Origin of the sequence: Acinetobacter sp. EKM10A, assembly GCF_011075215.1 — a bacterium.
Taxonomy (GTDB): Bacteria; Pseudomonadota; Gammaproteobacteria; order Pseudomonadales; family Moraxellaceae; genus Acinetobacter; species Acinetobacter baumannii.
Genome location: NZ_JAALLK010000030.1, coordinates 1 through 7,781, shown reverse-complemented (window position 1 = coordinate 7,781; position 7,781 = coordinate 1). Strand labels below are relative to the sequence as shown.

The 7,781-nt window shown below is 38.1% G+C and carries 5 protein-coding genes; all 5 read left to right on the top strand.

Annotated elements, in window-relative coordinates; translation table 11 throughout:
• A partial coding sequence (locus G9371_RS19310) for a hypothetical protein (protein ID WP_227591301.1) occupies positions 1–333 on the top strand: 333 nt, incomplete at its 5' end.
• A gap of 360 nt (positions 334–693) precedes the next feature.
• Positions 694–1,395 (top strand): DUF4760 domain-containing protein, encoded by a 702-nt coding sequence (locus tag G9371_RS18765; protein ID WP_029423746.1) that lies wholly within the window; start codon positions 694–696, stop codon positions 1,393–1,395.
• Positions 1,396–1,486: 91 nt separating this feature from the next.
• Complete coding sequence (locus G9371_RS18760; RefSeq protein ID WP_029423747.1) at positions 1,487–2,428, top strand: hypothetical protein; 942 nt, start codon at positions 1,487–1,489, stop codon at positions 2,426–2,428.
• Between the two features lie 60 nt (positions 2,429–2,488).
• Positions 2,489–6,847 carry a tape measure protein gene (locus G9371_RS18755; protein ID WP_029423748.1) on the top strand — a complete coding sequence of 1,453 codons (4,359 nt, stop codon included), beginning with the start codon at positions 2,489–2,491 and terminating at the stop codon, positions 6,845–6,847.
• Positions 6,848–6,937: 90 nt separating this feature from the next.
• Positions 6,938–7,525, top strand: coding sequence for a hypothetical protein (locus G9371_RS18750; RefSeq protein ID WP_029423749.1), 588 nt, complete (start codon positions 6,938–6,940; stop codon positions 7,523–7,525).
• Positions 7,526–7,781 lie beyond the last annotated feature (256 nt).

Below are 7,781 nucleotides of genomic sequence, written 5' to 3'. Positions count from 1 at the left end.
GTCATCGAGCTCTACAAATACCAAAAAACGTATGCGTCGAAAACGCCGCACGAAATCGAACAAATCAAGTTCTTAGGTGGACACATTCCGGATCCGCCAGAATATTCTTATGCGGCTGAATCCATTCTTTCGGCATTTAGCACTATATGCCGATCCAGACGGTATGAGCAGAGCATCCCGTTATCATTAGACCAGCATGCAATCAATATCTATGCTGAACATAATGATTTGCCTGTGGCTGCTCATATTTTTAATGACTGTATTTTTGCTTTGGATAACCTGTTTCTGGATGAAGCGCATAAGAAGGCGACGCAACGAGCGACGAAGACTTAAGTGCTGAGGTTCGGTACATAACTTAGACTTTGCGACATTATATAGCGCGATTAATGTTACATAATACGGTCAAGTGATTGACATTGGCGCTACGATTCGTTATTGACACTTTTGTCAATAAAACGTACTATGCGTTTAAACGAAATGTTTACTATTGCAAATTGCAAAGCGGTCATCTACTGCGATGCATATCTTAATTAAGACGTATCTAGGGTTAATCAAGCGTAAGCTTTGAGAGGAGACGCCATGAAAACTACAAAATTAAACTATCGCTTAGCAGATGGTTATGGCATCAGCTAGTTTACAAAAGAATACAAATAAAGCATCCTATTATGGATGCTTTATTTTTTTGAGCTATTGATGAATATTGATAATATCTTATTACTAAGAACAATTTTACTCTTTTTGCCTTATGTCATAGTACTATGGTTATTTTATTGGAAGGTAAGAGATCCTTTTTTTCTGAAGCCAAGAACTTATATTCAGCTCAATATCATGATGATTTGCTTGATTGTATGTTTCGTAGAAACTGTCTACTGGCATATCTCATGGAATAAGTTTAGTTTTTTGAATTTTGAAATTAGCAATACTGCTGGAAAGGCTGACTCTTTAATTGTACTTCTGGGCATATTGGCTGCGGTATTAGGGTGGTTATTTACTAGCAGGGGGCAAGATTTGACCTCCAAAAGAAGTCACTCAATCCAAACATTAATGGCGTCTAGACTTTCTGAGGCTTATGCCAGGCATGCAAACTATGCCACAGGAGTTTATGTAGACATTAAAGGCAAAAGAGGAGATTCAGCAGTTATTTCCATGGCTGAATTTTTGGATCTTTCTCAGGAAGAACGTAATGCAATATTCTATCAATTGAACTACTTTGAGTTTATAGCTGTAGGTATTCGATATGGAGATCTTGAAGAACAGTTAATGAAGAATACATTAAAAACAATTGTGACAAATAACTATGAATTTTTCGGGGAAATAATCAAAAGCAAGCAAGAAAAAGCCCCAAATATTTATGAACATCTTACTGCTCTTTATAAACGCTGGAACTGTAAGTAATATTTGAGGAACCGCTAGAGATAGCGGTTTTTCTTCATGTGACATTTAATGGTCAGTTTGCTAAATTACCCTCAAATATGAGGGTAATTTCATGAAAAAGATTATTTTATTAAGTTTATTTTGTTTACCAGTTTTTGCTTTAGCGAATACTTCACAACCACTTAATTATCATGATAAATGCAAACTAAGAGGATTTAATTTACTTGCCTATGATGCGAATTTTAAAGAAGCATTTGATTCAAAATTAATGAAATTTGGAGCAATGAAGTCTGCAGATTTTGATAAGGATGGCTGTATTAATGAAAATAATCTTATAAATGGAATTCTAACAGCCGAATTTCTTCAAAATAAAAATAAATTTGTTGGACAGCATTTAAAAAGTTTTGTTGCATTTGATTCGAAAAATAAAGAAATTCTTGTGGTTTTAGTAGATGAAGAATCGAAGAGTTATGTAATTGGAGATAAGACGCCTAACTTAATTTCCGCTCTAAAATCTTCATTTGGTTCAAATGAGAACTTTAAAAAAGTAGATATTTCTTCGCCGTTAACGTTCAAAAATTTCAATGAGAATTATCAATCAAATAAAGCTGAAAAAGAGTTTTCTGATGTTGTTGAAAAAAGAATTGAAGAAAACAAAAAACTTTATAAAGTGGCAGCTGAGAACCTAAGAAAAAAGAATCTAAAGGATCTAATTCACAAAGATACAAAATACATTGAGCAACTTAAAGATGGAGAAGGAAGAAAATCTAACATTAGTGTAATAACAGTAATGGATCCAAATATAGATTTACCGCTTTCAAAAAAGAGCATTTCTCAGAACATATATTTTGTGTCTGTATTAGAAAAAATAGGTCTCAAAAATCCTTACTCATTTAAGCCTAGAAGTGCAATTGTGAAGCAAGAAGGAGCATTGCTTAAAATTGGACTTGAATATACAGCTCAAAATTCTTATGGAGCTGATGTAGTTGGATTTGGAAATAAAGTTTTATTTCTAGGTAGCGATGGTCAATATCATCCAGATCCAGAAAAGTAATTTATTCATTTAAAAAAAACCCGCGAAAGCGGGTTTTTTATTGCCTAGAGGAAAGTAAAGATGGCACAAGAATCCCGTTTGGTCATTGTTATTGATTCGCAAAATGCTGAACGTAATGCGCGTAATCTAGGCAATGAACTTGTTAGCATTGAACGTAAAGGTGATTATGCTTCTAAGTCAATGGATGGCTTATCTGTAGCTACTCGTGCACTAGCTGGGTATATGGCTGGGCTAGTAACGGTGGGTGCAGCTATATCTAAAATGGACACTTATACAGGTCTTCAGAATCGTCTAAAGCTCGTTACTAATAATCAGGCTGAATTGAATAAAGCGACTGAAGATACATTCCAGATCGCACAAAAAACCTATTCAGCATGGGATTCTGTTCTTCAGGTCTACCAGCGTTTTAGTGATAATGCAAAAACACTAAACCTCACAATGGATGACACTGCTCGTTTAACTGAAACCGTATCTAAAGCCGTAGCAATTAGTGGTGCAAGTGCAGAAGCTGCTGATGCAGCTTTAGTTCAGTTTGGGCAGGCTTTGGCAAGCGGAACGTTGCGTGGTGAAGAGCTTAATTCTGTAATGGAGCAAACCCCGGCATTAGCAAAGGCTATTGCTCAAGGTATGGGAATCACCGTAGGAGAGTTGCGATCTGTTGCAGCTGAAGGAAAAATTACTTCACAAGAAATTGTAAAAGCGCTTAGAAATGTAGAAAAAGATGTAGATGCACTTTTTGCAAAAACCGATATCACTATTGGACAGTCTTTGACGCTGCTCAACAACGAGATTACTAAATTTGTTGGGGAGTCAGGAAAGGGCTCAGGTGCAGCACAAGTTTTAGCGGGCAACATTCAGACTTTAGCTGGAAACCTAGATGTTTTAACTTCTGCAATGATGGTTGGTGGTGCTTATTGGCTTGGAACCTACATTCCTGCAATTTATGCCTCAGGTGTTGCTGTAGCTGCAAAAATTAAGGAATTAGCTGCTCAAACAGTTACGCAATATGCTGCAATTCAAGCCGAGCGCGCAGCTGCAGCTCAACAAGTAATTAGCACTCAAACAGTTGTTGCAAATACTCAAGCAACTTTAGCTGCTATTGCGGCTGAGAAAGCTCTAGAAGTACAGCGCCTTAAATCTCAAATTACTGAAAAAGGCAGAACAGCGACATTAACTCGTATGGCTGAGTTAAAGAAAATTGAGGCTCAAGTTACAAGAGAATTGGCACTTGCTGAAGAAGCATTGGCTGTAGCTCAATCAAGATCAGCAGCAGCTGGTGCGGCAAGTGTAGGGATAGGATCACGGCTTTTAGGTTTACTTGGTGGTCCAGTTGGTATGGGCATTACAGTAGCAAGTTTAGCTGCCGGATATCTTTTAATGCGTGACAATGGCGATAAAGCCAATGACATGCTTGAGAAGCAATCACGTTATGCAAGCATGGCAGCTGATGAACTCATGAAGCTTGAAGGTGCACAAAAGCGAGCAGCGGAAGATGAACTGACAAAGCAACTAAGTTTACAGAATGCTCAACTATCTAAATCTCAGAACGAGTTCTTGTTACTTACTCAGTCTATCACTGACAACAATAAGCAAAGTGCTGAAGCTTATCGAATATGGGCAGAATTAAAAACTGGCGTTATTGATGTAAACCAAGCTTTCAATAGATTAAATCAACTTTCATTCATCAGTTCGGATCAAATTAACCAGCTGGCTGATAGCAAGAAGAAAGTAGATGAAAACACGAAAGCTGTGAAGCAAACAAACTCTGAGTTAAATCAGGTTCGTACTTCTGGTGCTAATGCAAAAGCAGGTTTTAATGATGTTAGTCAAGGTGCGAAAGGAGCAGTTCAAGACGTTACCGAGCTTAATAAAAAGCTTAAAGACATCAATAAGTCGCTTGCAGATCGTAAATGGGATGCAGCTTTTAAAACTACACTTATTAAAAAATATGGAAGATCAGTTGAAGAGGCTGATTTACTTTTGCAGACATACAGGGAGAACCAGAAAAAAGGTTACTCGGGTGTAACCGTAGAGCAAGACAAAATCATTAAAGGTATTGTTGCGCAGGAAAATGCTCTTGAGGCTCTTGTAAACAAGGATAAGGCGCGCACTAAAGAGTTAGAGAAACAAGAAAAGGTCAGCAAACGACTAATCGGTATTTCCGGTCAATCTGGTATTGGCACTGGCCCTCATCTTGACGTCCGTTATGGTGGTTCAATGTCTGGCCAGAAAGTTTCAAATGAACATCTGGCTCGATTACAAGCAGGTGGAAAACCTTTAACTTCCTACAAGATCAGTTCTAATTATGGTCCACGAAAAGCCCCAACTAAAGGGGCTTCTTCATTTCATAAGGGTATTGATTTTTCAATGCCTGAAGGAACACCAATCACGACCAATGTTGCTGTGAAAGATATCAAGACATGGTATGACAGCAAGGGAGGTGGTTATGTCAGTGAAGTGATCTTTGAGGATGGAGTGTCTCTTAAGCTTCTACATCAATCTCCCAAGATGCAGAGCAAGGTGAAAGGCGGTGCGAGTAAGGGCAGTGATAAGGCAGCTGGTGACATTCAGTCTCAACTTGATCGTCAATTAGATGCTCAGCGGTCTCTTGAAAATGAAGTAGCTTCTGAAGTACAGCGGATCCAGAATAATTTGAAAGTTAGATTGGAAGACGTTGATAAGGCAGGATTCTCGCCAGAACGAACAGCTGAAATTAAGGCAGAATTACAGCGCCGTGCTGATAATGATGTGGATATTGCTAAACAAGCAATTAGAAGCAAGCTGGAAGACTACAAGGAGTTTCGTAAAACCGAGGAACAGTTACTAGAAGAGTCCTTTAACCGTAAAAAGTTCAATGCAGCTCATGACATTGAATTAAGTAAGTCTGAGCAGAAGCAAGCTGTTGAATTGCTGGAACAGCAAAAACAGCAAGAGTTAGGGTTATTAAAACTAGCTCAGGAACAGCGGTTGTTTCAAGCACGTTTATCTCTGCTTTCGGAAACGCAAGCCATGCAGGAACGTTACAGACTAGAACGGGAGGAAATTCTTAAGAATACCAAGCTTTCTATAGAAGAGCGGCAAAAGCTAATCGCATTATCTAAAGCCAATCAGGATAAAGAGACACGCGATAAAGTGAATAATGCTGTTCAAAACTGGGGTGGTATCCAAGCGGATATGAATGGTACCGGCGAGTTTTTCAGACAAGATCAGGAACGATTTAGCCGCTTAAATGCTGCAAATGATTTAGCAGATAGTCAATTTGCTGCTACCGACCTGAATGAGCAAAACTCTTTAGATGGTCTGAATGCTCAATTCGAAGCAGGGCTAATTAAGCAGCAGGATTACGAAAATCAGAAAACGGCAATCATTCAAGCTGCTCAAGATCAACGTAATCAGATTGCTGCCGAATATGCAAAGAATGCTCAGGATATTGAAGATAAGTATCAGCAAGACCGCTTGAACACTCAAATTGCATTTGGTGGCCAAATGATGGGTTCTCTTACATCTATGTTTGGTTCAATGTTTGGAGAGCAATCTAAAGCTTACAAAATCATGTTCGTTGCAGATAAAGCTTATGCGATTGCAGCTGCAGGTATTGCGATTCAGCAAAACATCGCAGCAGCTTCAAAAGCTGGTTTTCCTCTTAACTTACCGTTGATTGCTGGGGCGGTTGCTCAAGGTGCTAGTATCATTGCAAACATCCGGGCAATCAAAGATCAAGGCTTTGCTGACGGTGGTTACACTGGATCAGGTGGGAAATATCAGCCTGCTGGTATTGTCCATAAAGGAGAGGTGGTCTGGTCCCAAGAAGATATTAAACGCTGGGGCGGAGTTGGTTTAGTTGAGAAAATGCGTAAGAGTGCTAACCCTGAAGCTTTTCTCAATAACAATGCCTCGGTTGATAGTGTCATGCGCCGTGCAATGATGAGCTCTAGTGCCTTTATAGAAAGCCAAAAGCAAGCTGACATCTTTAATCAACTGGTTCAAGATACTCAGATTATCTATAAAGGTAATAGAGACACACCTAAGTTAGTTTCTTCGGCAAATTCTGACTTATTCCATGATGGCAAGGTCTACTTCTCATCCAATGGTTTAGTTCAGGATCGTTCAAATCTGGATGATGTTCAGGATTTTACTTTAGGACGTACTTCACGCCCTCAAGCTGAGATTATGCCTTCAATTAAGCCATCTTCTCCGATAATCAATTTCAAAATTGAAGTGATTAATCAGATGAGTGGGGCGACAGTTGAAGCTGAACAACTGGATGAGCAAACAGTCCGGATCATTGTTAAAGATGAACTGGATAAGCAGCTTCCAAGAACGGTACCAAAGCTTGTTAGTGATCAAATTGGTAATCCAAACTCAACTATTAGTCGGTCTTTGACTGAGAATACAACTGCAAGACGAAATCGCACTTAATGATTTGAACCCTTTTTGGAGGGTTCATTTTCATAATATTTAAATTTCAAGGTGATAGAGTCTGTTGGCATTTAAATTGATGGTTATGACATGAAAAAAATAATTGTAATTTCGACAATACTTTTAAGCCTTTCGGGCTGTGCCATTCCTGCAGTAAATAATCTCGTAAGATCCACAAATATGTATCAGGATGATGTTTCGGGAAATACTGCAAATTTAAGGGTTTATAGAAGTAATATTCCCATGGTGCAGTTTTATATTACTTATCAAAATAATGAGGGTGAAAAAATTTCAAAAAACCTAATAACTAAGCAGATTTCAAATAATTTAACAAAGTATGGCTCTATGCATGAGCCCAAAAAATTAAATATGCCTAAACCCACAATCAGTTTAAATAATGGTGAAGAGTTTTTTGAGTTTAAAGTACCCGCAAATAAGAAGTTAACTTTCAGGCTTACTTCTGTTATTGGGTCAACTACTATGTATAGTTGTGATGTAAAAATGGACTATCAGTTGGAAAGAAATGGAAATTATGAATTGATCCGTTTTAAACAGATCAAAGATTTTGTGAATCCAGTTTTACTGACTGAACCATCTCAAGATGGAGCTTACTGCAAGTTTGTAGTGAAAGAGATTTTTGAAGATGGTAAAGAAACTATTATTAAATCGATTTCTTAATGTTAAATCGTTTTTGTAATTAATTTAAATATCTAAACCTTATTTCATCAAACCACCCTTCGAGGTGGTTTTTTATTACCTGAAGGAAAGTTATGTACAAGTTAAAGCTAAATCCTCAGACCAGCGGCTATGGCGTAACACCAGGTGATGATGTGAAACGTCAGCAGATGGATGGCGGACGTGGTCGCTATTACATCGATGTAAAACGTAATAGCCACATTGTTGATGTGAACTGGAATTTAAGTAAAACCGATTT

Bases quoted from the DNA above. Each gene is read 5' to 3' on its own strand.
- G9371_RS18765 (WP_029423746.1), top strand. From the start codon at position 694: ATGAATATTGATAATATCTTATTACTAAGAACAATTTTACTCTTTTTG.
- G9371_RS18760 (WP_029423747.1), top strand. From the start codon at position 1,487: ATGAAAAAGATTATTTTATTAAGTTTATTTTGTTTACCAGTTTTTGCT.
- G9371_RS18755 (WP_029423748.1), top strand. From the start codon at position 2,489: ATGGCACAAGAATCCCGTTTGGTCATTGTTATTGATTCGCAAAATGCT.
- G9371_RS18750 (WP_029423749.1), top strand. From the start codon at position 6,938: ATGAAAAAAATAATTGTAATTTCGACAATACTTTTAAGCCTTTCGGGC.